Raw genomic sequence first — 20542 nt, 5'->3', positions numbered from 1 at the left:
CATTCCAGAGCACCGGCGCGAACACCAAGCCCACCCACGAACACGAAGCCCACTCGCGAGCACCGATGCACGCACGATCACCAGCACACGCCCCCAGCCCGGGGGCTTTTTCCATGTGTCCCATGGGGAGCCTCTCTGAGTCCTTACTCCTTCCGTTCCGGGAATGGGCATTCAACGAATGATTCCCGTTGTCGCCACATCGCATCCCGGTGACGCCTTGCGTGACGCCGCTCACCGCGGATGCAACGATGGGGCCATGAACACTTCATCGAATGACGGCCTGAGAACGCCACTGTGGACCCCCTCGGAGGACTCCATTCGTGGCTCGCGGATGTTCGACTTCGCCCGGTGGGCAGAACGCCGGCACGGGATCGAGCTCCCGGACTATCCCTCACTGCACGCGTGGTCGGTGGAGCAGATGAACGAGTTCTGGCAGGGCCTCTGGGACTACTTCGACGTCGTGGCTTCCCGGCCGGGGGAACAGGCACTGAGTACCTCCGAGAGCTCGGAGGCGCATACGGGGATGCCCGGCGCTCAGTGGTTCCCCGGTGCACGCCTCAACTACGCTGAGAACTCGCTACGGGCGGCCCGCACCCGGCCGGACGACGTCGCCATCATCGGGGAGCACGAATCACGTGCACCGGACACCTGGACCTGGGGTGAGTTAAAAGCCCGAGTGGCCTCCGTGGCGCAACAATTGCGTGATCTCGGGATCGTCCCGGGGGACCGGGTGGCCGCTGTACTTCCCAACCTTCCGGAAACTGCGATCGCCATGCTGGCCACCGCGTCTGTGGGTGCCGTGTGGTCGGTGGTGAACACCGACTTCGGGCCGTCCGGGGTCGCGGACCGCTTCGCGCAGATCGAACCGCGGGTGCTGTTCGTGGTGGACGGCTACGAGTTCGGCGGGTCGCTGCGGGATATGACGGGAAGCTACGCCGGTTTGCTCGAGGTCCTGCCCACTGTGGAGCAACTGATCGTGGTTGACCAACAACCGCGGGACAAGGTGGGCGCCCTGCCGGAGGGGTCGCTGCGCTTTTCCGAGATCAGCGGGCGCGACGTGACGCCGCGGTACGAGCAGCTCCCTTTCGACCATCCCCTGTGGATCCTCTATTCCTCGGGAACCACGGGTAAACCGAAGGGGATTGTGCATTCCCACGGCGGGGTGGTCCTGGAGTTCCTGAAGGCCTTGGGGCTGCACGCCAATCTCGGACCGGAGGACATCGCGTACTACGCCGTGGCCACCACGTGGATGGTCTGGGACATGCTCGTGGGCATCCTGCTCCCGCATCATCACCTACGACGGTTCACCCGTGTACGGGGGACCGGAGAAGTCCCTCGAGCTGGCGGCGCGAAACGGGGCCACGTTCTTCGGGACGGGAGCGGGCGTACTGGCCATGATGCAGCGCGCCGGCGTGGTCCCCAATGTGAGCATGGACCTCTCCGCGCTGAAATCGATCCTCGTGACCGGCTCACCGCTGCCCGATGCAACGTGGGACTGGGTGTACGAATCCGTGTCCGACACGGTGCGTCTCGGATCCGATTCGGGCGGCACGGACGTCACGAGCGCGTTCATCGGCACGAACCCATATCAACCCGTGTACAAGGGCGAGCTCATGGGCCCGTACCTGGGAGTGGACGCCCAGTCGTGGGACCGCGAGGGACGGCGGGTGTACGACCAGGTGGGGGAACTCGTGATCACCCGACCCATGCCGAGCATGCCCGTGTTCTTCTGGGACGATCCGGACGGCTCCCGGTATCACGCGGCCTACTTCGACATGTTCCCCGGCGTGTGGCGGCAAGGGGACTGGGTCACCCAGCTCTCGGAGGGCCCGTTCGTGGTGCACGGGCGATCCGACGCCACGATCAACCGCGGGGGGATCCGGATGGGCTCGGCCGATCTGACCCATGTGGTGGACCAGGTGGACGGCGTGGCGGCGTCCATGGTGATCGGGGCGGAGCTCGCGGACGGGGACTACTACATGCCCCTGTTCGTGGTCCCGCAACCGGGCACGCGGCTCACGCAGGAGCTTGAGGAACGCGTCGTGCGGGCCATCCGCGAGAAGATCTCCCCGCGGTACGTCCCGGACGAGATCATCGAGGCCCCGGCCGTTCCCCGCACCCGGACGGGCAAGCTGCTGGAGATCCCCGTCAAAAGGCTCTTCCAGGGCGCGGACCCGAGCAGCGTCAACCGCGCGACCGCGGAGGACGCCGAGGTCCTGGACTGGTACGCCGAAGCGGCCCGAAAGTACACCTCGGGGGCCTGACGGCGCAGGCCCCGTCCCCGGTGAACCGGGAGCGGGGCCTGCGGCATGGGTGGGTCGGATCAGGACACGATCTTGCCCGGGTTGAAGTTCGTTCCCGGATCCGCCGCATGGAACAGCCCCTTCATGAGGGCCACACCCTCGGGGGAGACGTCCTGCTCCATCCACGGCTGGTGCTCCACGCCCACGCCGTGATGGTGGGACAGGGTGGCACCCGAGTCCACGAAGGACTGCTGGATCGCGGACTTGACGATCTCGTACTCCTCGTACGGTTTCTCGTCGTCGAACACGTAGGCGAACGTGAAGTACAGGCACGCCCCCGAGTGGTACGAGTGCGACATGTGGGACATGATCCAGCCGGTCTTGCCGATCCGCTCGTAGGCGCGCTGAGCGGCGTCGTACGCGGCCTTGTGGACCGTGGTCAGGCGCGACCACGGCGCGGCGGTTTCGGAGACGTCCCCCACCGTGTTCTGCTCGAGCAGGAAGTCGCGCAGGTGCGGGGTGTCGAACTTCTTCTGGTCGTAGAGCGCGCCCGGCCCCGGCCCCAGGACGACGGCGCCCTGGGCCTTGGCGATCTTCGCGACGGCCTTCTTGCGCTCGGCGACGTCCTTGGGGGTGCCCTCGAAGCACACGTACGAAATGCACATGGCGTCCGTGTCCCACCCGCGCTTGCGCATCACGGCCCACAGGGCGTCCTGGCCCTTGGCGGCGAGCTTGCCCTTGACGGAGGTCGCGGCCTTCTGCGTGGCCAAGGAGAACGCGGTCTCGTGGGCGTCCGACACGCGGGCGAACGTGAGGGGGATCTCCGCCTCGGTATATTGGCGCACCGCGGTCAGGGCCTGTTGCCACGTGGGGAACATGTAGGCGATGACCTCGTGCTCCTGGGGCAACCGGTGCACCTGGACGGTGAGCTCGGTGATGATCCCGAGCCGGCCCTCAGAGCCGATGATCATCTCGCGCAGGCTGGGCCCGGTGGAGGTCGAGGGCAGGGAGCGCAGCACGACCGTGCCGGACGGGCGGACCATGCGCAGGCCGCGCACGATGTCCGCGATGTCCCCGTACTTGTCCGACTGCATGCCGGAGGAGCGGGTGGCTGCCCAGCCGCCGAGCGTAGAGTGGGCGAACGAGTCCGGGAAGTGGCCCAGGGTCCACCCGCGGGCGTTGAGCTGTTCCTCCATGTCCGGGCCCAGCACGCCGGCCTGGATGGTCGCGAGCCCGGAGGTCTCGTCGATCTCGAGCACCTTGTTCAACCGGCCCATGTCCACGGACACGATGCAGCGGGTCTCGTCCGCCTCGGCCTGGAGGCTGCGCGAGATGCTCGAGCCACCCCCGAAGGGGATCACCACGAGGTCGTGCTCCACGGCGGCGGTGAGGATCGCGGTGACCTCGTCCTCGGAGCCGGGGTAGACCACCGCGTCCGGGACGCGCGCGAAATCATTGCGCAGTGTCTGCATCAGTTCCAGCACGGACTTGCCGGCCCAGTGCACGATGCGCAGTTCGTCGTCCACGGACACGTGCTCCGCGCCGCTGATCCCGCGCAGGACGGTCAGCACGTCCTCGGACGCGGTGGACGCCGGGACCCGCGCCGTGGGGAAGTCCACGGTGTCCCGTTCGCGCGGCCGCAGGGACACCCCGATCGCGTTCTTGACGAACGGCGCGAAGGCCGGCTTGTTCTGGTAGTCGAAGAACACGCCTTCCTCGCCCCAGCCCCACCACTTCTGATGCTTTACGTGTGCCACTGAGGGACAACCTCTTTCCTGGGTCCGACTAGTCCTGGATTCTGTGCCGGTTCGCAGCGTACAGCGCACGCACCGCGGCCTCGATGCGCTCGTTGAAGCTGTAGGCGTTCTCGTTGCCCCGCGCTCGCAGGGGTGCACCCACGGCAACGACCACCGGCGGGCGGCCCCGGCGGGGCCAGCTCGTACCGCGCGGCATGGCCTCGTGCGCCCCGATCAGGGCCACGGGCACGACCGGCACCTGCACCGCCAGCGCCAATGACGCCGCTCCCACCTTGAACGGGGCCATCTTCCCGGTCTTCGAGCGGGTCCCCTCCGGGAAGATCAGCAGCGGGACACCCGCGGCCAGCAGCTTCTTGGACAGGCCCTTGTTCGCGCCCTCACCGCGACGATCCACGGGGAACGCGTTGAAGATCAGCTGCGTGAACAGTTTCTTGTGCCACGCGGTGAAGAAGTAGTCCGCGGCCACCCCGGTCGCGAGATCGCGGGAGATGTAGTGCGGCACGCCGCTCATCACGAGCGGGGCGTCCAGGTGGCTCGAGTGGTTCGCGACGACCACGCACGTACCCTTGACCCCGTAGGCCGCGGGATCCACCACGTTGGTGCGGGTGATCGTGCGGTTGACGATCCCCCGGAAGAAGACGGTCTGGGTGATCCGGCGCAGTATCCGGCGCACGGGCTGGGTGTAGTGGGTCGCCGTGAGATCCGCCGACTCCGCCGGGGGAGCGGGCGGATCGGGTTCCTGCCGACCGGTGTGGCCCTCGAGGGAGTCCAACACGCGAGGGTGGGGCTCCGGGGTCGACCGAGGCGTGGAGCCGGGGCGCTGGCGGGACGCGGCGCGCGGACGCCGGGCGGGAGTGCCGTCGTGCTGCGGGGAGGAATCCTGGGGTGCCATGGAATCAGGCCTGGAGCTCGCGGCGTCGGACGCTCGAGATCTGACGGGAGACCCACCGGACGGTGGGGCGCGGGAGGTGGCGCAGCGCGGTGACCATGACCTTGTAGCGCAGCGTGGGCACCGAGATCACCTTGCCGCGGGCCACGTCCGCGAGGGCCTCCTCCACGATCCGGTCCGCGTCGAGCCACATAAAGTCGGGGATCGAGGAGCCGGTGATGCCCGCGCGGCTGTGGAACTCGGTGCGGACCCACCCGGGCAGCAGGGCGGTCACGTGGACCCCCGTGCCGTGCAGCTCCACGGCGAGCGACTCGGTCATGGCGGTCGCGTAGGCCTTGATCGCGGAGTAGTCGCCCATGGTCACGCAGCCCGAGGTGGAGGTGACGTTGACGATCCACCCCGAGTGGCGGGCGGTCATGGCACGGGCCGCGGCCCCCGAGAGTCGCGCGACGGCCGCGCACATGACCTGGAAACCGGCCTCGTGCTGGGAGAAGTCCTGGGCGGTGTAGGGCACCTTGACCGAGAAGCCCGCGTTGTTCACGAGCATGTCCACGGGACGATCGGGGTCCTCGAGCCGCTCGGCCACGTGCAGCAGGTCCTCGGTCTCGGCCAGATCGGCGGTCAGTGTCTCCACGTGGATCCCGTGTGCGGCGCCGAGCTCCCGGGCGGTGCTCTCGAGCCGTTGCGTGTCCCTGGCCACCAGGACCAGGTTGAAGCCTCTGCGGGCGAGGGAACGTGCGAACGCGGCACCGATGCCTGACGTCCCACCGGTCACGAGAGCGGTAAGCATGCCACTAAGATACACTACGGTAGGCGTAGCGCAGCGTCCCCCGGCCCCGCGTGAGCGCCCCTCGGCGAGCCATGACGGAGTATCGAAGGAGCGTCCCGTGAGCCAGCAGTCCTACCTCGCCCGGCATCGCCAGGGCAGACTCTACGGGCCCGTGGAACAGCCGATCGTGCTGCGCTCGGGCTTCGACGTCAAGGACTTCACGTACCGCGCGCAGGGCAGCCTCCGACCCCAGCTGGACCTCGCCGCCTTCGACCGCGCACCCCTGGACCCGGCCGTGCTCGAGGACCTGCGCTACCTGCGGGACATGGAACGCTCCACCATGGGCCAGGTGCGTTCCGTGGTGGTCAGCTACACCAACAAGGAGTCGCGGGTCGCCGCGTTCCTGACCACGTGGGCGTACGAGCGGCACTGGATCGCGGACGCCTATCAAGCCGTCCTGGACGCCCACGGACCGCACGCCGGGGCTCCCCAGCCGCCCGAGCGCTCGTGGGTCGAGCGGGTCGAGACCGCCCTGGACAACCTCTCGCCCATGGTGGACTCCGTGTGGACCAACTTCTCCGGGGAGGCCGTGGTCGCGGGACAGACCGCGCGCGGCTGGTCCCAGGAAGCGAGCACCCGCGCGGTCCTGCGGATGCTCGTACGCCGCGCCGGGCACCCGGAACTGTCCTCGCTGCTGCGACGCGTGGCCGAGGTGAAGGCCACCCACGAACGCTTCTTCGCCGAGGAGACCACCGCGCGGGTCCGTACCGACCCGCGCGCCCAGCGCTTCGCCCGCGCCTACCTGACCTTCGCATTCCACCCGCTGCGGCCCGTGGGCCTGTCCCACGCCCACGCGCGCCGGTTCCTGCGGGACCTGGCGCCCACGGTCGCGCAGCGACGCGAGCTGTTCGCGCTCGCGGACGAGCCCTTGCAGGCCACGCCGGGCACCGCGGGCAGCGAACCCCTGCGCCGGGCCGTGGAACGCGAGTGGCGACTGAGTCGATACGCTCCCCACCAGACCCTTCCACCCGCGTCGCGGTCGGCGCGGGTGGCCACCGCGCCCACGGCGCACCCGTTCCCAAGCACCGGAGGATCCCGTTGACCCAGACCACCACGACTCGCGTCCTGCTCACGGGGGCCACGGGCTTCCTGGGCCAGGCCGTCCTCGAGCGCCTGCTCTCCGGCTCGGACGACATCCACGTGACGGCGGTGGTCCGACCCAAGGGCACGCAGTCCGGTGAGGCGCGCCTGAAGCAGCTGTTGCGCAAGCCGTCCTTCAAGACCTGGCGGGACGCCGTGGGCCCGGAACGCGCTCAGGAGATCTTCGACGCCCGCACGAGCGTGCTCGAGGGCGACCTCACGGGGCTGCGGGAGATCGCGGAACCCTTCGACGTGGTGGTGCACTCCGCGTCCACGGTCTCGTTCGACCCGCCCATCGACGAGGCGTTCCGCACGAACGTGGGTGGCGCCGTGGGGCTCTACGACGCGCTGCGCAGCACGGGTCAGGACCCTCACGTGATCCACGTGTCCACGTGCTACGTGGGCGGGATCGCCAAGGGGTTGCGCCCGGAGGCCTCGGTGGATCACGACGTGGACTGGCAGGTGGAGTACGACGCCGCCGTCCGCGCCGCGGACACCGCCCAGGTGGAGTCCCGCTCACCCGAGCGTCTCGAGTCCTTCATCCGGCGCGCCACGAGCACGCGCGGCAAGGAGGGGCCCAAGTCCGTGGCCCGCGCCGCCGAGGAAGCACGCCTGGAGTGGGTGCGCTCCCGGCTCGTGGACCACGGCCGCACGCGCGCGCAGTCCCTGGGGTGGACGGACATCTACACGTTCACCAAGGCCCTGGGCGAGCGCGTGGCGGAGCAGAAGTGGGCCGGGGCCGGGCACCGGTTGTCGATCGTGCGCCCGTCCATCATCGAGTCCGCCCTGCGTCACCCCTTCCCGGGGTGGATCGACGGCTACAAGGTCGCGGACCCGCTCATCATGGCGTACGCGAAGGGCGCGCTGCCCGAGTTCCCGGGCCTGCCGGACTCGGTGCTGGACGTGATCCCTGTGGACTTCGTGGTCAACGCGATCGTGGCCCTCGTGAGTGAGGGGCACCGGGAAGCCAATGGGGCACCCACGCTGCGGGACGCCCAGGATCCGGCAGCGCGGTACTACCAGGTGTGCTCGGGGGCCTCGAACCCCCTGCCGTTCCACCAGATGTACGAGAGCGTGCGCTCGTACTTCCGCGAGCGCCCGCTCGAGGACTCCCATGGCAATCCCATCGCGGTGCCCGAGTGGAAGTTCCCCGCGAACAACTCGATGGAACGCGGGCTCGCGGTCAAGGAGAAACTGGCCGCCGCGGGGAGCCGATTGAGCTCGGTGCTGCCGGCCACGGCGCGCACACGCGAGTGGACCAATTCCCTGCACCGGATGCAGACCGGGCTGGGCTCGCTGCGCACCTACGTGGACCTGTACCAGAACTACACGCGCACGGAGATGATCTTCGACGACACCCACACGCGGCAACTGGACCGCTCCCTGCCGCAGGGCACGCCCGAGGACCAGCACTTCGACGTGCGGGCCATCGACTGGCGGGACTACTGGCAGAGAGTGCACCTGCCCGCACTGACCGAGATGACCAGTGCGTACACCCGGGCCAAGGCGGCGTCGCGCAAGCGGGCAGTGCGCAGTCGGGGACTGAACGAGGGCACGGACGTCGTGGCCGTGTTCGACCTCGAGGGCACCGTGGCCTCGGGCAACATCATCACCCAGTACGCGCAACTGCGCCGCCGGGAGCTGAGCCCGCTGCAGTGGCCCGCGGAACTCACCGAACTGTTCGGCAACGCCCCCACCTACATCAAGGCGGAACGGCGCGATCGGGGCGAGTTCATCCGGGCGTTCCTGCGCCGCTACGCGGGCGTGCCCGTGGCGCGGGTCGAGGAACTGATGAACGGGTCGCTCGGCCGGGTCGTGGAGAACAGCATCCGCCCGGGAGCACTCGAACGGATCGAGGAACACCGGCGTGCGGGGCACCGCACGGTGCTCGTGACCGGGTCCCTGGACCTGCTCGTGAGCCCCGTCGCTGAACTGTTCGACGACGTCGTGGCCGGGCGGATGGACCAGGTGGACGGCGTGCTGACCGGGTACCTGGCGGCCCCGCCGCTCGTGGATGAGGCCCGGGCGCAGTGGCTCAAGCGCTACGCGCAGGACCACGGCCTGGACCTGAGCCGCTCGTACGGGTACGGGGACTCCGTGGCGGACGTGAGCTGGTTGTCCCTCGTGGGCCACCCGTACGCGGTGAACCCCGACCTGCCCCTGTACCGGCGTGCCAAGAAGGCGCATTGGCCCGTGGAGGACTGGAGGAAGGTCTGATTCATGGCTTTCAACATCGACAAGTTCGCGGAGACCTCGGCGCGGGTCAAGTGGTCGGACCTGGACATGGACGAGTTCCTGACCAACCCGCTGTCCGAGGACTCGCTGCGCTGCCTGCGCTACATGTGCGACGTCGAATACCACACCGTGTGCTACATGCGGGACATGCTCGTCACGCCGTCCCACCAGGACCAGGACGTCTCCACCTTCATGACCATGTGGAACCGCGAGGAGTACTGGCACGGTGAGGCACTCGCGGAGGTGCTCGGGATGCACGGGATCGTGGTGGACTACGACGAGATCAAGGCCAAGCGCATGAAGCTCGGCTGGTCCGAGTCGCTCAAGCCCCTCAAGCAGTCGCTGCTGTCCAACATGGTGGGCGTGGACTTCATCGCCACGCACATGGCGTGGGGCGCGGCCAACGAGTGGTCCGCCGTGGCGGCCTACCGGCGCATGGCGTCCCTCGAGAAGCACCCGGTGCTCGCGGTGCTGCTGCAGCGGATCGCCCACCAGGAGTCCCGCCACGTGGCCTTCTATGCGACCCAGGCTCGACGCCGCCTGGAAGCGTCCCGCAAGGCCCAGCGCCTCACGCGCTTCGCCCTGCGCAAGTTCTGGGCCCCCGTGGGCTCCGGGGTCATGGACGACCGCGAGGTGGGCCACGTGATGCGCCACCTCTTCGGTGGCGGGGGCGGGGCCCACGAGATCGACCGGTTGGACGCGAACATCGCCAGACTGCCCGGCATGGCGGGACTGCAGATCTTCCGCAGGGCCACGGCGCCGGCCCGCGAGGCGCCCGTCCGGGACACCGTCCCCGCCTGATCATGAACGCGCACCCCGCTGGCCCGCGATCCGCGTCCGCGCCCGAACGCGCCGACGCCGCTTCCGTGGACCCCCGCACAGCCCGCACCGATCGCAAGATCGTGGCGGGGGCGTTGCGCCTGCTCCGGGAGGGCGGGCCCCGGCGGGTCACGATCGAGGCGGTGTCCGCCCGCACCGGCGTGGCCAAGACCTCGATCTACCGCCGCTACGCCAACAGCACGCAACTGTTGGAGGCCGCGCTCGAGCACACGGTCACCGCGACCGCACCGCTGGCGCCGGACGCCACGTGGGAGCAGGCGCTCACCGCGGCCGTGGACATCCTCCTGCGGGACATGGGACTCGGCGTGGCCATCACCCTGCTGCAGGAACCACATTCGGCCACTGCGCAGGTGCTGCGGGCCACCGTGGTGCGCCCACGCTTGGATGCGCTGCGCAAACTGTTGCAACGGGACAAGGACCGGGGACTGATCCGGGACACCGTGGACCTGGACATGGTCGTGGATTTCATCCTGGGGGCGGCGTACGCGCACGTGGCGCGCTACGGCTCGCTGGACGAGAACTGGACCGCGCGGGTGCACCGCGCCGTCACGGACCTGATTACCACGCGACCCGCGGCGGACTAGAACACGTCCTTCTCGTCCGGGCGTTCGGTCAGGTAGGACTGCACGTAGTCCTGGACGGCGTCCTGCGTGGGGACGTCCTTGCCGGCCTTCTCCGACATGAACCAGCGGTGCTCGAGCACCTCGTGGATCATCTGCGCCGGTTCCCGTTTGCGCCGCAACCCGGCGGGAACGGCCTCCATGATGGGCACGAAGATCTCGCGCATCCACAACTGGGCGGTGAGGTCCTCGGGCAGACCGGGGTAGAGCGCGTGCCCGAACTGGTCGATGTCCGTGAGGATGCGCCGGGCCTGGTTCTCCTGGGTGTTCAACCCCGTGAGGTGCAACAACCTGCGCGCGTGGTGGCCCGGTTCCACGACCCGCGGGCGCAGGTAAACCTGACCAGACTCGTCCGCGTCCATGGAGGCCTCCTCCACGTCGAAGCCCAGGTCGTTGAGCCGTTGCACGCGCGCCTGGACCCGCCACCGGTCACCCACGGGGAAGATCTCGGTCGCTGTTAGCTCGTCCCACAGCCCGGTGTAGGTGTCCACGAGCCGTTCCGAGACCGCGAACGGGTCCACCGAGGCCGGATCCACCCCGGCCTGGGCCAGGCGCTGCTGCATGTGCTCCCCGGCCAGCAGATCCATGACCTCACCGGCCACGTTGGTCCTGGCGAGCTCGATGTCGTACTCGCGCTGACCCCGCGTGAGCTGCGGGTGCAGTTCGCCGGTCTCGGCGTCCACGAGGTAGGCGGCGAACTCCCCGGCGTCGCGTCGGAACAGCGTGTTGGACAGGGACACGTCCCCCCAGTAGAAACCGGACAGGTGCAGTTGCACGATCAGGGACGCGAGGGCGTCCACCAACCGGTCGATGGTCCCCGGTGAGGGGACCTGCTCGAAGATCGTGCGGTAGGGCAACGAGAAACTCAGGTGTTCCGTGACGAGCGCGGCGGGCAGCAACTCGCCGTCGGGGGAGTAGCGGTCCGTGACCACCGAGTCCGGGACCACGGAGGGCGTGGTCATGCGTTGGAGCTTGCGCAGCAGCCCGTACTCGCGCCGGGCATAGTACTGAGTGGTCTCCTTGACCGCCACGACCTTCTCCCCGACCCGCGCGAAGCGCACCACGTGGCGCGAGATCCCGCGCGGGTACGCCGCGAGCACCTGCTCGGGCCAGTCCTCGAGGGGTGTGTCCCACGGGAGTTCCAGCAAGCCCGGCTCCGGGAAGGCCGTGCTGATGGAGACACCGCGGTGAGCGGGCGGGGGGCTCGGCGCCGCGGGCTCGGGGGACGGGGAGGCGGTCATGTCAGTTCATGCTAGTCACCGCACGGGCCCGCTGTCGGGCGAATTCCGTGAGCAGCCGGGTCAGTTCGTCCGGATCCGCCACGCGCCACGGGGCCGCGGAGTCCTTGGTGCCCACCTTGATCCCCACGTCGTGGGGTCCCAGGATCGCCATGGCGTCCTCGTCGGTGTCGTCGTCACCGGCGAAGACCGTGACCTGCGGGTGCACGGCCCCGCGGATGGCCGTGAGACCGTCCCCCTTGGTCGCGCTGAGCACCGAGCACTCGATGACCTGCTGACCCGGGGTCAATCGCAGGCCGGGCATCGCGGCATAGGCCTCGGTCATCTCGTCCAGTGCTCGCCGGGCGGTGTCCGGGTCCTCCATGGGACGCGTGTGGAAGGCCACACCCGCGGGTTTGAGTTCCGCCCGCGAGCCCGGATAGCGCTGCACGAACCCGTACGTCGCATCGATCGCCCGGTCCAGCAACGCCAACTGGTCCTCGGTCAGTTCGATCTCGGTGCCCGCACCGAAGCCGGGCGCGGCGCCGAGGTCCAGCTCCGCGCCGTGCGAACCGGAGAGCACCATGCGGCGCCGCGGGTCCACTACGGAGCGCAGGAACTCGAGGGGCCGCCCCGAGATGATCGCGACCGTGGTGCGGGGCAGTCCGGCGAGCGCGTCGAGCGCGTCCCGCGCGGCGGGCAGCGGCCGGGAATCCGCGGGGTCCTCGGTGAACGGTGCCAGGGTGCCGTCGAAGTCCAGGGCCAGCAACATGGTGTCGGCCGTGGCCGCGGTGGCGAGGGCGTCCGCGAGCGAGTCAGTCACGATCCGCTCCGGGCGTCGTGTCGGCCGCGGCGCCGTCGTCGTGCGCGGAATCCCGCCCGGGCGCGGCGCCCTGCTCGAGCTCCGGGGCGTGCGCGGCGAGGTCGTCGAGGAAACGGTGGGACCAGTCGACGACGTCGTGCGTGAGCACCTGCCGGCGCATCGAGGACATGCGCTTGCGGGCCTCGGCGTCGGACATGTCCCGCGCGTGCAGCATGGCGGACTTGAGCCCGTCGATGTCGTGCGGGTTGACAAGCACCGCTTGCTTGAGCTGCTCGGCGGCGCCGGTGAACTCCGAGAGCACGAGTCGACCCGAGCGGTCCTGCCGGGCCGCGACGTACTCCTTGGCCACGAGGTTCATCCCGTCCCGCAGGGCCGTGACGAGCATGACGTCCGCGGCGAGATACAGGGCCACCATCTCCTCGAACGGGTAGCCGTGGTGCAGGTAGCGGACGGCGGTGTGGGAAATGGTGTCGAACTGGCCGTTGATCCGCCCCACCATGCCCTCCACGAGTTCGCGCAGTTGCCGGTAGGAGTCCACGCGCTCGCGCGACGGGCTCGCGACCTGGACGAGTACCGAGTTCTCCACGGAGATCTCCCCGTCCTCGAGCAGCTCGCCGTAGGCCTTGATGCGATGCCGGATGCCCTTGGTGTAGTCCAGGCGGTCCACTCCCAGGAACACGGTGTCCGGGTTGCCCAGCTCCTCGCGGATCTCCCGCGCCCGGGCCTGGACCTGCGGGTCCGACGCGAGTTCCTTGATGGATTCCACGTCGATCGAGATGGGGTACGAGCCCGCGTTGACGGCCCACTCGGTGCTCTCGCCGTCCGCCGTGTCCTCGGAGAACCGGGCGCTGCCCTTGGTGAACTGCACCCCCAGGTACTTGCGCACGCAGCGCTGGAAGTTCTGGGCGTCCCCGGGGCGCTGGAAGCCGATCAGGTCCGCACCCGTGAGACCCTCCAGCACGGCCTTGCGCCACGGCAACTGGGAGTAGATCTCGGTGGGCGGGAACGGGATGTGGTTGAAGAACCCAATGGTCACGTCCGGGCGCAACCGACGCAGCATGCGCGGCACCAACTGCAACTGGTAGTCCTGGACCCACACGGTCGCACCCTGGGAGGCCGTCTCCGCGGCCCGGCGCGCGAAGCGCTCGTTGACGCGACGGTAGGCGTACCACCACGTGCGGTGGAACTCGGGCGGCGCGATGACATCGTGGTACAGCGGCCACAGCGTGGCGTTCGAGAAGCCCTCGTAGTAGCGCTTGACCTCGAGCTCGGACAGGCTCACCGGCACGAGATGGAAGACGTCGTGGTCGAACGGCTCCAGCGTCTCGTCCGGGGCGCCGTGCCACCCCACCCACGCGCCGCCGCGCTGGGCCATCACGGGTGCCAGGGCGCTCACCAACCCGCCGGGGGAGCGGCGCCACGTGCTGTTGCCGTCCTCGTCCACGTCCCGGTCCACGGGAAGACGGTTGGACACCACCACGAAGTCGTAGCCGTCCTGCGGGACGGGCACCTTCTCAAGAGACTGGTCTGCGGACACGATCGCTTCCTTCCCCGGGGCGGCTGTTCACCCCCATCCTAAGTGTGCGTACCACCGGCACCGGGGGAGAAGTCGCCGCCGGGACGGGAGCACGACGTCGCGCCGGTGCGGGGCGGCCGCGACGGGGCCCGAGCGGCATCGTCCCCGGCAGCTGGGAACGGGCTGAATCGGGGCCCCGCCGGGCCCGGGTAATCTGGGGACCAAGACCGACACCCGTGTAGCACATCGGAAGGAAACCCGGGCCCCCATGGCTTCCAAGAACAACACCGCCGGTTCCTCGTCCTCGGACCAGGCCCGGGAGCGGGCACGCCAGATCGCAGACCGGCAGTCCCGCCGCTCCAACGGTAAACCCGTGGGGCTGATCGCCGCCGTCATCGCGCTGCTCGTGATCATCGCGCTGATCATCGGGGTGGTCGTGTGGCAGAACAACAGGGCCAGGATCCCCGACGCCGGCCCCGTGCCCGCGAGCGCCAACCAGTACGGAGGCATCACGGTCACGAAGGACGGGATCGTGCAGAACAGCTCGGACGTCCAGGAACGGGACCTCTCCCAGGAGCCCGAGCCCGCTGCCACCGCGGACACCTCCAAGACGCCCCCGGGGGTCGTGGACCAGGACCAGGCCGCGAGCAACGGCAAGCCCGTGCAGGTCGTGATCTTCCAGGACTTCGAGTGCGTGCACTGCGCCGACTTCGAGAAGCAGAACGCGGACGCGATCAAGCGGGCCGTGGACGCCGGTGACGTGCAGGTGGAGTACCGCAACCTCAACTTCCTGGACCGGGCCACCCGCGATCAGTACTCGTCCCGCGCCGCCAACGCGGCCTACGTGGTCGCCGAGCAGGTCGACAGCGACCAGTACATGGAGTTCGCCCAGGAGCTGTTCAGCCACCAGGGCACCGGCGGCCTGAGCAACCAGCAGATCGCGGACATCGCCAACAAGCACGGCGCGAACGTGACGGCGGGCCAGCTCGGTGAGAACACCTACCGCCCCATGGTCAACGTGATGTCCCGCGAGTCCATCAACAACGGTGTGGCCGGGACGCCCACCATCTTCATCGACGGCAAGCGCTACGAGGGAGGCAACTTCCAGGACGCACTGAAGAAGGCGGTCGACGAGAAGAAGTGACGCGGGCGATGCCCCCCGACGCGATGAGAGCCCCGGTCATCCCGACCGGGGCTCTCATCGTCTGTCACGCGGGGACGACGGCGCCGTGCCCGGGTTCGGAGCCCCCTGCCGGATTCGAACCGGCGACCCTCTGTTTACAAGACAGATGCTCTGGCCATCTGAGCTAAGGAGGCACTGCTGCCCAGTGCGATCACGGGACCGCTCCATGGTACTGGACGACGCGCCAAGGGCGGGCACCCGGCGCGCGGGAACCGGTCGGGGCGGCGGGACCCGTCATGCGGTGGCGTGCTACCTACCCATGCCGGAGAAAAACTGCTTCGATGGGGTCATGGACATCAAGGGAAGAATGGCAGAAGCGTTCAACGACCAGATCACCATGGAGCTGCAGGCGACCGTGGTCTACCGCCAGTTGTCCATTGAGATGGACGTGGCGAGTCTGCCCGGTTTCTCGCAGTGGTTCCGCGCCCAGGCGGCCGAGGAGATCACGCACGCCGAGAAGTTCATCGACCACATCGTGGACCGCGGCGGTGGTCCGCAGATCGGGGATATGGCCGGTCCGAACATCGCCGACAAATCCGTCCTGGGGTGCTTCGAGGCCGCGCTCGCGCACGAGCGCAAGGTATCCGAATCGATCCGCAACCTGTACCGGCTGGCGCAGGAAGAAGGCGACATCGATGCCATGCCCCTGCTGCACTGGTTCATCAGCGAGCAGATTGAGGAGGAGGCCACCGTGGAGGAGATCTGCGACCAGGTGCGCCTGGTCCACAACGACGGGCCCGGCCTGTTGCGCCTGGACTCCGAACTGGGTTCCCGGCCAGTCCGGGCCGACTGAGCGCACCTTGCCCGGTCCGGGCGACCCGGAAAACGCCCGAACACGGAAGAACACGGAAGAACCGGCCCCGCTTGAGCGGGGCCGGTTCTTCCTGCATGGCGGGTACTACTCCTGGGTGCTCTCCACGTCCGCCTGCTCCTCGCGGCCAAAGGCCCACAAGAGCAGCTCGGACGGTTCACCGCGCACGAGTTCCACGCGCCGGGCGGACTTCTTGCCGCCGCGCACCGCACCGAAACCGCCCGCGAGTAGCACCACGGACTCGGACTTCTTGCGCAGCAGTGCCGGGCCCATGAGCTTGAGCACGTTCCACAGGTCTTTCTGCTCGTCGTTGAGCAACTGCCGGGCGTGCCATTGAGGCTGCGCGCGGCGGACGTCCTCGTGGTGGATGAAGAACTCCCCGGTGTTCATCCGCTTGTCGATCGGGGACCAGCGACCCGGGGAGAAGAGCGGGGGGCGCTCCACGAGGTCCACGAGCTTCTCCCACGGCATCTCCCGGTAGTCGGCGTCCACCGACTTGGCGTGGCGCCCGAGCACGGGCAGCTTGGGGGAGAGCATCCCGGCGACCGCGTCCGGACGGGAATCACGGATGACCAGGTGGATCGCGAGGTCCCGGGCGTCCCAGCCTTCGCACAGGGTGGGGGCGTCCGGCCCCACACGGCGCAGCAGCGCGGCAAGATGACGACGTTCGACATTGGCGAAGTTGGTCACGTGAACATCCATTCTGTGGGGTGGACCGTCACGTCCACGGTAGACGGGCGCCGCGGTGATTGCCACCGCCGTGCGCGCTCACGAGGCGGGGTCCGCCGCGTTGAACTGCGCCCTGTAGAGGTTGGCGTAGGCCCCGTCCGCCTCGATCAGCTCGTCGTGGGAACCCTGCTCCACGATCCGCCCCGACTCCATGACGATGATCGTGTCCGCGTCCCGGATGGTGGAGAGCCGGTGGGCGATCACGAAGGACGTGCGGCGCTCCCGCAGCGCGGCCATGGCCTTCTGCACGAGCAGCTCCGTGCGGGTGTCCACCGCGGAGGTCGCCTCGTCCAGGATGAGCAGGGACGGTTGCGCCAGGAACGCCCGGGCGATCGTGATCAGCTGCTTCTCACCGGCCGAGACCGAGGAGCCGTCCTCGGAGATCACGGTGTCGTACCCGTCCGGCAGGGCGCGCGCGAAACGGTCCACGTACGTGGCGCGCGCAGCGGCCAGTACCTCCTCGTCCGTGGCGTCCTGACGGCCGTAGCGGATGTTCTCCCGGATGGTGCCGCTGAACAACCACGCGTCCTGGAGCACCATGCCCACCTGTGAACGCAGTTCGTGGCGGGAGAGGTCCCGGATGTCGATCCCGTCCAAGCTGATCCGGCCCGCGTCGATCTCGTAGAAGCGCAGGATGAGGTTCACGAGCGTGGTCTTCCCGGCGCCCGTGGGTCCGACGATCGCCACGGTGCGCCCCGGAGCCACGTGCAGGCACATGTCCTCGATCAGGGGCTCGGCACCCCGGGCCAGGGCGGCCTTGTCGTAGGAGAAGTTCACGTGGTCGAAGCGCACCTCACCGCGCAGCGTGCCCGGCAGGTGGGCGGTGGGCGTCTCCGGTTCCTGTTCGGGGGCGTCGAGCAGTTCGAAGGTGCGTTCCGCGGAGGCGATGCCGGACTGCAACTGGGTGGCCATGCCCGCGACCTGGGACAGCGGCTGGGTGAATTCCCGGGAGTACTGGATGAACGCGGTGGCGTCCCCCAGGGTCAGCTGGCCCGTGGCCACGCGCAGCCCGCCCAGCACGGCGATGCCTACGTAGGACAGGTACGAGATGAACTGCATGACCGGCATGATCGTCCCGGACATGAACTGCGCCCCGAACGCCGCCCGGTACAGTTCCTCGTTGCGCTCGTCGAACTGCTGCTGCATCTGACGCTGTCGGCCGTACGCGTGCACGAGCTCGTGACCCGAGAAGGATTCCTCGATGTGCCCGTTGAGCTGACCCGTGGCGTGCCACTGCTGTTTGAACAACCGCTGGGAGCGGGTGCCGATGATCCCCGCCGCCACGGCGGACAACGGCAAAGCCACGAGCGCGACGAGCGCCAACTGCCACGAGACGATGAACATCATGACCATGATGCCGAGCACGGTCAGCACGTTCTGCACGAGCTGCGCGAAGGTCTGTTGCAGCGCCGTCTGGATGTTGTCCACGTCGTTGGTCACGCGGGACATCACGTCCCCGCGCTGGCGCGCGTCGAAGTAGCTCAGGGGCAGGGCGTTGACCTTGCGCTCGATCTCCTCGCGCAGGTCGTACACGACCCGCATGACCACGCGGTTAAGCACGTAGCCCTGCAACCACATGAGCACCGAGGCCACGGTGTACATGCCGAGCACCACGAGGATGAGGGTGCCTAGTCGGGTGAAGTCCACGCCCTGTCCCGGGACGAGCGTCATGGCGGACATCATGTCCGCGAGCGTGTCCTGGCCCTGCGCACGCAGCCCGGCCTCGACCTGTTGCTGGCTCGCGCCCGCTGGCAGGGATCTGCCGACGACGCCGGCGAAGATCACGTCCATGGCGCGTCCCAGCACGCGCGGGGCCCACACCGTGAGCACCACGGACAGCACGACGGCCCCGACGACGACGGCGAGCGCCGCCTTGTGCGGGGCCATGAGCTTCACGAGCCGCCCGGCCGAGGCCCAGAAGCGCTGCGGCTTCCGAGCCGGTTCCTGTGTCTCGCTCACCGTTCGCCTCCCGTGGTCTGTTCGGCCGAGAGCTGTGACGTGACGATCTCCCTGTAGGTGTCGCTCGCGGCCACGAGCTCCTCGTGGGTGCCGCGCGCGATGATCCGGCCGTGCTCGAGGACCAGGATGAGGTCCGCGTCCGTGATGGTGGAGACGCGCTGGGCCACCGTGATGACGGTGGCGTGCCGGGTCACGGGGCGCAGGGCGGCGCGCAACCGGGCGTCCGTGGCGACGTCGAGTGCCGAGAACGAGTCGTCGAAGACGTAGACCCGGGGGCGGGCCACGAGGGCGCGGGCGATGCTGAGCCGCTGGCGCTGACCCCCGGACACGTTGGTCCCACCCTGGGACACGGGGGCGTCCAGACCCTCGGGCATCTCGCGGACGAAGTCGTCCGCCTGGGCCACGCGCAGGGCCTCCCACAACTCGTCGTCGGTGGCGTCCGCGCGGCCGAAGCGCAGGTTGGACGCCACGGTCCCGGAGAACAGGAACGGCCGCTGCGGGACCAGGCCCACCCGGCCCGCGAGGTCGTCCGGGGCGTAGTCGCGCAGATCCACCCCGTCCAGCAGCACACGGCCGGTCACGGGATCGAGCAAGCGGGGGATCAGGCTAATAAGTGTGCTCTTCCCGGAACCCGTGGCCCCGACCACGGCCACGGTGCGTCCCGGTCCCGCCGCGAAGTCGATCCCGGACAGCACGGGGTCCTCCGCGCCGGGGTACTGGAACGTGACGTCCTCGAACCGAACGTGGCCCACCGGCCGCGGTGCTTCGGCCGGTCGCTGCGGCGGGTGCATGGTGGGGCGGGTGTCGAGCACCTCCCCGATCCGCTCGGCGCACACGACCGCGCGCGGGACCATCATGAACATGAACGTGGCCAGCATCACGGCCATGAGGATCTGCAGCATGTACTGCAGGAAGGCGGTCAGCGCCCCGACCTGGATCTGGCCCTGGTCCACGCGGTGGCCGCCGAACCACAGCACGGCCGCGGTGGCCAGGTGCATGACCATGTTGATCACGGGGAACATCAGCACGAACAGCGCCCCGATGCGCAGGGAGATGTCCGTGAGGTCCTGGTTCGCGCTGCGAAAACGCGCGGTCTCGAACGGCTCCTTGACGAAGGCGCGGATCACCCGGATCCCGGTGATCTGTTCGCGCAGCACCCCGTTGATCCCGTCGATGCGTTCCTGCATGATCCGGAACCACGGCATCAACCGGGAGACCACGAGGCCCAGCAGCACCCCCATTACAGGGATGGACACCCACACGAGCCACGACAGCCCCGGGTCCTCCCGCAGGGCCATGACGATCCCGCCCACGCACATGATGGGCGCCATGACCATGAAGTTCAGGCCCATGAGGGTGAGCATCTGGATCTGCTGGACGTCGTTGGTGGTGCGCGTGATCAGCGACGGCGCCCCGAACTTCCCGACCTCGCGCGTGCTGAACTGCCCGACCCGGCGGTAGACGTCCCGGCGCAGGTCCCGGCCCACACCGATCGCCGTGCGGGCACCGCACCACACGGCCACGACGGCAGCGATCACCTGGGCGAACGCCACGGCGAGCATCACGGCGCCGGCGCGCCAGATGTAGTCGGTGTCCCCGCGGGCCACGCCGTTGTCGATGATCCGGGCATTGAGGCTCGGGAGGTAGAGCGTAGCGATCGTGGCCGCCAGTTGGAACACGAGAACGCCCACGATCCACGGGACGTAGGGGCGCGTGAAAGTGCGTAACAAACTCAGCAGCATGACGGTCGATCCTGACGTCGAGCACGGAGGGAGCCGAATACGCGCCCAATATACGCGCGGGCCGGGACA

Annotated in this window: 16 protein-coding genes, 1 tRNA gene and 1 pseudogene; 8 read left to right on the top strand and 10 right to left on the bottom strand. The window is 68.9% G+C overall.

Going from position 1 to position 20542, the window contains the following annotated elements; all coding sequences use genetic code 11:
• Nucleotides 1–163: 163 nt before the first annotated feature.
• Together Q9R22_RS01585 and Q9R22_RS01580 are read left to right on the top strand one after the other, a co-directional pair.
• Nucleotides 164–1228 (top strand): annotated as a pseudogene (locus tag Q9R22_RS01585) (AMP-binding protein); the annotation flags it as partial.
• Between the two features lie 82 nt (nucleotides 1229–1310).
• On the top strand, nucleotides 1311–2264 hold the full coding sequence (locus Q9R22_RS01580; RefSeq protein ID WP_276401446.1) for an AMP-binding enzyme: 954 nt from the start codon (nucleotides 1311–1313) through the stop codon (nucleotides 2262–2264).
• Between the two features lie 59 nt (nucleotides 2265–2323).
• On the opposite strand, the gene Q9R22_RS01575 is transcribed toward Q9R22_RS01580, so the two are convergent.
• The 3 genes from Q9R22_RS01575 to Q9R22_RS01565 are packed head-to-tail and all read right to left on the bottom strand — an operon-like array spanning nucleotide 2324 to nucleotide 5679.
• Nucleotides 2324–4000: an FAD-binding oxidoreductase gene (locus Q9R22_RS01575; RefSeq protein ID WP_131333365.1), complete on the bottom strand. Its 1677-nt coding sequence runs from the start codon at nucleotides 3998–4000 to the stop codon at nucleotides 2324–2326.
• A gap of 28 nt (nucleotides 4001–4028) precedes the next feature.
• A complete protein-coding gene (locus Q9R22_RS01570) occupies nucleotides 4029–4892 on the bottom strand; it encodes a 1-acyl-sn-glycerol-3-phosphate acyltransferase (protein WP_239318871.1) in 864 nt (287 codons plus the stop codon).
• A 4-nt stretch (nucleotides 4893–4896) separates the two neighbouring features.
• Complete coding sequence (locus Q9R22_RS01565) at nucleotides 4897–5679, bottom strand: SDR family oxidoreductase (RefSeq protein ID WP_131333364.1); 783 nt, start codon at nucleotides 5677–5679, stop codon at nucleotides 4897–4899.
• A gap of 97 nt (nucleotides 5680–5776) precedes the next feature.
• On the opposite strand from Q9R22_RS01565, the gene Q9R22_RS01560 reads away from it, so the two are divergent.
• From Q9R22_RS01560 to Q9R22_RS01545, 4 genes are read left to right on the top strand one after another with little or no spacing between them, the layout of a single operon-like run.
• Nucleotides 5777–6760 carry a hypothetical protein gene (locus tag Q9R22_RS01560; RefSeq protein WP_131333363.1) on the top strand — a complete coding sequence of 328 codons (984 nt, stop codon included), beginning with the start codon at nucleotides 5777–5779 and terminating at the stop codon, nucleotides 6758–6760.
• Nucleotides 6757–9015 (top strand): HAD-IB family hydrolase, encoded by a 2259-nt coding sequence (locus Q9R22_RS01555; protein ID WP_131333362.1) that lies wholly within the window; start codon nucleotides 6757–6759, stop codon nucleotides 9013–9015. Before Q9R22_RS01560 ends, Q9R22_RS01555 begins: the two co-directional genes overlap by 4 nt.
• Before the next feature lie 3 nt (nucleotides 9016–9018).
• Nucleotides 9019–9834 (top strand): hypothetical protein, encoded by an 816-nt coding sequence (locus tag Q9R22_RS01550; protein ID WP_064846613.1) that lies wholly within the window; start codon nucleotides 9019–9021, stop codon nucleotides 9832–9834.
• A 2-nt stretch (nucleotides 9835–9836) separates the two neighbouring features.
• A complete protein-coding gene (locus Q9R22_RS01545) occupies nucleotides 9837–10457 on the top strand; it encodes a TetR/AcrR family transcriptional regulator (RefSeq protein ID WP_131333361.1) in 621 nt (206 codons plus the stop codon).
• Here the strand turns inward: Q9R22_RS01545 and Q9R22_RS01540 are convergent.
• Genes Q9R22_RS01540 through Q9R22_RS01530 form a run of 3 tightly spaced genes read right to left on the bottom strand, consistent with a single transcriptional unit; the run spans nucleotide 10454 to nucleotide 14070 of the window.
• Entirely contained in the window at nucleotides 10454–11734 is a 1281-nt protein-coding gene (locus tag Q9R22_RS01540) for a DUF4032 domain-containing protein (protein WP_131333360.1), read from the bottom strand. The genes Q9R22_RS01545 and Q9R22_RS01540 overlap by 4 nt on opposite strands.
• A 1-nt stretch (nucleotide 11735) precedes the next feature.
• Nucleotides 11736–12533: a trehalose-phosphatase gene (gene otsB, locus Q9R22_RS01535; protein WP_239318879.1), complete on the bottom strand. Its 798-nt coding sequence runs from the start codon at nucleotides 12531–12533 to the stop codon at nucleotides 11736–11738.
• Nucleotides 12526–14070, bottom strand: coding sequence for a trehalose-6-phosphate synthase (locus Q9R22_RS01530; protein ID WP_131333359.1), 1545 nt, complete (start codon nucleotides 14068–14070; stop codon nucleotides 12526–12528). The genes otsB and Q9R22_RS01530 overlap by 8 nt, the downstream gene beginning before the upstream one ends.
• Before the next feature lie 247 nt (nucleotides 14071–14317).
• On the opposite strand from Q9R22_RS01530, the gene Q9R22_RS01525 reads away from it, so the two are divergent.
• Complete coding sequence (locus Q9R22_RS01525) at nucleotides 14318–15193, top strand: thioredoxin domain-containing protein (protein ID WP_131333358.1); 876 nt, start codon at nucleotides 14318–14320, stop codon at nucleotides 15191–15193.
• Nucleotides 15194–15292: 99 nt separating this feature from the next.
• On the opposite strand, the gene Q9R22_RS01520 is transcribed toward Q9R22_RS01525, so the two are convergent.
• Nucleotides 15293–15366 (bottom strand) — tRNA-Thr (locus Q9R22_RS01520).
• A gap of 173 nt (nucleotides 15367–15539) precedes the next feature.
• Here Q9R22_RS01520 and Q9R22_RS01515 point away from each other — a divergent pair.
• On the top strand, nucleotides 15540–16025 hold the full coding sequence (locus Q9R22_RS01515; RefSeq protein WP_165489810.1) for a ferritin: 486 nt from the start codon (nucleotides 15540–15542) through the stop codon (nucleotides 16023–16025).
• A gap of 105 nt (nucleotides 16026–16130) precedes the next feature.
• On the opposite strand, the gene Q9R22_RS01510 is transcribed toward Q9R22_RS01515, so the two are convergent.
• The 3 genes from Q9R22_RS01510 to Q9R22_RS01500 form a co-directional block, all read right to left on the bottom strand.
• On the bottom strand, nucleotides 16131–16733 hold the full coding sequence (locus tag Q9R22_RS01510; protein ID WP_231885636.1) for a TIGR03085 family metal-binding protein: 603 nt from the start codon (nucleotides 16731–16733) through the stop codon (nucleotides 16131–16133).
• A 78-nt stretch (nucleotides 16734–16811) separates the two neighbouring features.
• On the bottom strand, nucleotides 16812–18731 hold the full coding sequence (locus Q9R22_RS01505) for an ABC transporter ATP-binding protein (RefSeq protein WP_131333356.1): 1920 nt from the start codon (nucleotides 18729–18731) through the stop codon (nucleotides 16812–16814).
• On the bottom strand, nucleotides 18728–20473 hold the full coding sequence (locus tag Q9R22_RS01500) for an ABC transporter ATP-binding protein (protein ID WP_131333355.1): 1746 nt from the start codon (nucleotides 20471–20473) through the stop codon (nucleotides 18728–18730). The genes Q9R22_RS01505 and Q9R22_RS01500 overlap by 4 nt, the downstream gene beginning before the upstream one ends.
• Nucleotides 20474–20542 lie beyond the last annotated feature (69 nt).

Source organism: Kocuria sp. PD6 (genome assembly GCF_031844145.1).
In the GTDB taxonomy this organism is placed as follows: Bacteria; Actinomycetota; Actinomycetes; order Actinomycetales; family Micrococcaceae; genus Kocuria; species Kocuria marina.
The sequence above is the reverse complement of the archived record's forward strand: the minus strand, read 5'-3'. Positions and strand labels throughout refer to the sequence as shown.

Bases quoted from the DNA above. Each gene is read 5' to 3' on its own strand.
- Q9R22_RS01570 (WP_239318871.1), bottom strand. From the start codon at position 4,892: ATGGCACCCCAGGATTCCTCCCCGCAGCACGACGGCACTCCCGCCCGG.
- Q9R22_RS01565 (WP_131333364.1), bottom strand. From the start codon at position 5,679: ATGCTTACCGCTCTCGTGACCGGTGGGACGTCAGGCATCGGTGCCGCG.
- Q9R22_RS01550 (WP_064846613.1), top strand. From the start codon at position 9,019: ATGGCTTTCAACATCGACAAGTTCGCGGAGACCTCGGCGCGGGTCAAG.
- Q9R22_RS01545 (WP_131333361.1), top strand. From the start codon at position 9,837: ATGAACGCGCACCCCGCTGGCCCGCGATCCGCGTCCGCGCCCGAACGC.
- Q9R22_RS01540 (WP_131333360.1), bottom strand. From the start codon at position 11,734: ATGACCGCCTCCCCGTCCCCCGAGCCCGCGGCGCCGAGCCCCCCGCCC.
- Q9R22_RS01525 (WP_131333358.1), top strand. From the start codon at position 14,318: ATGGCTTCCAAGAACAACACCGCCGGTTCCTCGTCCTCGGACCAGGCC.
- Q9R22_RS01515 (WP_165489810.1), top strand. From the start codon at position 15,540: ATGGCAGAAGCGTTCAACGACCAGATCACCATGGAGCTGCAGGCGACC.
- Q9R22_RS01500 (WP_131333355.1), bottom strand. From the start codon at position 20,473: ATGCTGCTGAGTTTGTTACGCACTTTCACGCGCCCCTACGTCCCGTGG.